Source organism: Falsiroseomonas oryzae (assembly GCF_027856955.1).
Lineage (GTDB): Bacteria > Pseudomonadota > Alphaproteobacteria > Acetobacterales > Acetobacteraceae > Falsiroseomonas > Falsiroseomonas oryzae.
This window is the reverse complement of the sequence record NZ_JAPSMD010000631.1, coordinates 1-2,395: the sequence shown is the minus strand read 5'-3', so window position 1 is coordinate 2,395 and position 2,395 is coordinate 1. Positions and strand designations below refer to the sequence as shown.

4 protein-coding genes are annotated in these 2,395 nt (G+C 73.6%); 2 read left to right on the top strand and 2 right to left on the bottom strand.

Going from position 1 to position 2,395, the window contains the following annotated elements; all coding sequences use genetic code 11:
* Positions 1 to 200: hypothetical protein (locus OZN99_RS29885; RefSeq protein ID WP_270938851.1), on the top strand; the 200-nt coding region annotated here is incomplete at its 5' end.
* Positions 201 to 316: 116 nt separating this feature from the next.
* Positions 317 to 673, top strand: a complete 357-nt coding sequence (locus OZN99_RS29880; RefSeq protein ID WP_270938850.1) for a glycine zipper family protein — start codon at positions 317 to 319, stop codon at positions 671 to 673.
* 19 nt (positions 674 to 692) lie between these two features.
* On the opposite strand, the gene OZN99_RS29875 is transcribed toward OZN99_RS29880, so the two are convergent.
* Together OZN99_RS29875 and OZN99_RS29870 are read right to left on the bottom strand one after the other, a co-directional pair.
* A complete protein-coding gene (locus OZN99_RS29875; RefSeq protein WP_270938849.1) occupies positions 693 to 1,637 on the bottom strand; it encodes a sterol desaturase family protein in 945 nt (314 codons plus the stop codon).
* Positions 1,637 to 2,395, bottom strand: a 759-nt coding sequence (locus tag OZN99_RS29870; protein ID WP_333779786.1) for a polysaccharide deacetylase family protein, incomplete at its 5' end; no start/stop codon positions are given. The genes OZN99_RS29875 and OZN99_RS29870, both read right to left, overlap by 1 nt.

Sequence of the window (2,395 nt, the reverse complement as noted above, 5' to 3'; positions counted from 1 at the left end):
CCAGGGCGGCGGCCTGCGCGCCCTGCGCGGTCGCCGCGGCGGCCGGCGCGGCGACGGACATGGCCGACGCGGCGAGCAGCGCGCGGCGGGGAATCGGTTGCGGCATGATGGTCCTGTCAGCGCGGTCTTCGGGGGCTGATCTGCGGCATCCGATGCGTCCGCGCAAGGATCGCGCCACGGGCCTGCTGGCGCAGGCGTGATTCCGCCGGCCCGATCCCGCCACCGCCCTGCCCCACTCCTGCCGTGCCCGGGCGTTGCTCTCCCCGGCAGACGAACCGCCGCGCCGGGCGCGGCGGCCAAGCCGGAGCGAAGGCCCATGCGACGCATCCTCCCTGCCCTCCTGCTCGTCCCGGCGCTGACGCTGGGCGCCTGCACGAGCGGCTACGACCCCAACGACCGCAACCAGCGCGCACTGACCGGCACCGCGCTCGGCGCGGGCGCCGGCGCGCTGATCGGCTCGATGACCGGCAGCGCCGGGCGCGGCGCGCTGATCGGCGGTGCGCTCGGCACGGTCGCGGGCGCGCTGACGCCACCGCCCAATCCCGCCGTGGCACAGCAGCAGCCGCCCTACCCCGCGCAGGGCTACGACCCGCGCTATGGCGGCTGGTACGATCAGTACGGCCAATGGCACCAGGGCGCCCCGCCCGCGGGCTACGTGCCGAACTACCGATGAGGCGGCGGTCTGCGCGGGCTCAGCGCCCGCGCAGCGCCTTGCCCAGTTCCTTCAGCCCGTCCACCTGCTGGCGCAGCCAGCCGCCCGTGGCCAGGCTCTCCGGCGCCATCGGGTCGCCGGTGCGCGGGTAGCTGGTGCGGTCGAAGTCGCCGGTGCGGAAGATCCAGTCCCAGACCGGCAGCAGCACCGCGTAGTTGCGCCCATCCTCGCCGGCCGAGAGCTCGCCGTGGTGGATGCGGTGGAAGCGCGGGCTGACCAGCACGCGCTCCCCGACCCGGCCGAAATCCAGGCGGACATTGGCGTGGCTCAGGCTCTCGGCAAGCTGGCGCAGCATGACGATCAGCACGAACTGCACCGGCGGCACGCCGATCAGCAGCGCCACCGCGCCGAACCACAGGGCGGCGATCGCATCGTCCAGCAGGTGGTTGCGGTCGTCGGTCCAGAAGGTCATCTGGCGCTGCGCGTGGTGCACGCTGTGCAGCGCGTACCACCAGCCGAACATGTGCTGGAAGCGGTGCCGCCAGTATTCGCCGAAGTCCAGGATCACGACATACAGCAGCAGCGCCACCAGCGGCATGTCGCGCAGCGCGGGGATCAGCGTCTCGAGCGTCGGCGCGACGAAGCCGGTATCGGCCAGCAGCCCCTGCAGCGTGCGCTCCGCCGAGGACAGCAGCACGAAGGCGATCAGCGGCAGCAGGCCCAGCCGCGCCAGCAGCGTGTAGATCACGTCGGTCCAGATCGCCTTGTGGTCGGTCACCGCCTCCACCGGGCGCAGCGCCTCCAGCGGGCGACAGACGGCATAGACCACGACGATCTGCACCAGGCCGAGCAGTGCGAAGTCCAGCCATTCCTGCACGCGGTCGGCGTATTCCATCATGCCCGCCGCGTAGAGCGCCGGCTGCACCGCGCCCTCGTACACGGCGCCGGAGGCATCCACCCAAAGATTCATCAGCCACTGCAGCATCAGGCCGCGATCCCCCCCGGCGGCAATGTCTCGAAGCAGAGCCCCCGCGCCAGCAGCCCGGCGACGAGCTCCTCCATGATCCCGGCGAAGGGCTCGCGGCGGCTGCGCACGCCCCAATGCATCACCAGCACCTCCCCCGGCCGGATGTTCGCCAGGTTGCGCCGCAGCAGCACGGCGTTCGGGTGCTGCGCGCTGTCCAGCTCGTCGCCCAGGAAGCCGTTGCGCGTCCAGCCCTGGTGGCGCAGGCCGCAGGCGGCGGCCATGCGCAGCGCGTTCGGCGTGGTGATGCCGCCCGGCGCGCGCCACAGCGGCAGCACCACCGCCTCCGGCGCCATGCGCCGCAGCGCCTCCACCGGGCGGGCCAGCTCGGCGCAGAGCTTCGCCTGGTCCAGCACCTCCGAGCCCGGGCCGCTGCGCGCGACGAAGTTCACCTGCCCCGCCGCCGGATCGCCGCGGAAATACCAGTGCCGCCAGGTGTGGCTGGCGAAGACGTGGCCTTCCGCCGCACGGGCGCGCCAGAAGGGCGCCCAGGCGTCGGAGAGCGTGGTGTCGCCGCGGAAGGTCGGCTCGTCGGCAATGAACAGCGTCGCGCGCACCCCGCGGCGCTTCAGGATGGCGGCGATCTGCTCCGCCTCCCGGCTCCAGCCGGTGTCGATGGTCAGGTAGACCGGACCCGCGCAGCCCGCCGGCGCCTGCGCCACGGCCGGCGCGGCCAGCGCCGCGAGCCCGGCGCCGAGCAGACCCCGCCGCCGCATGCT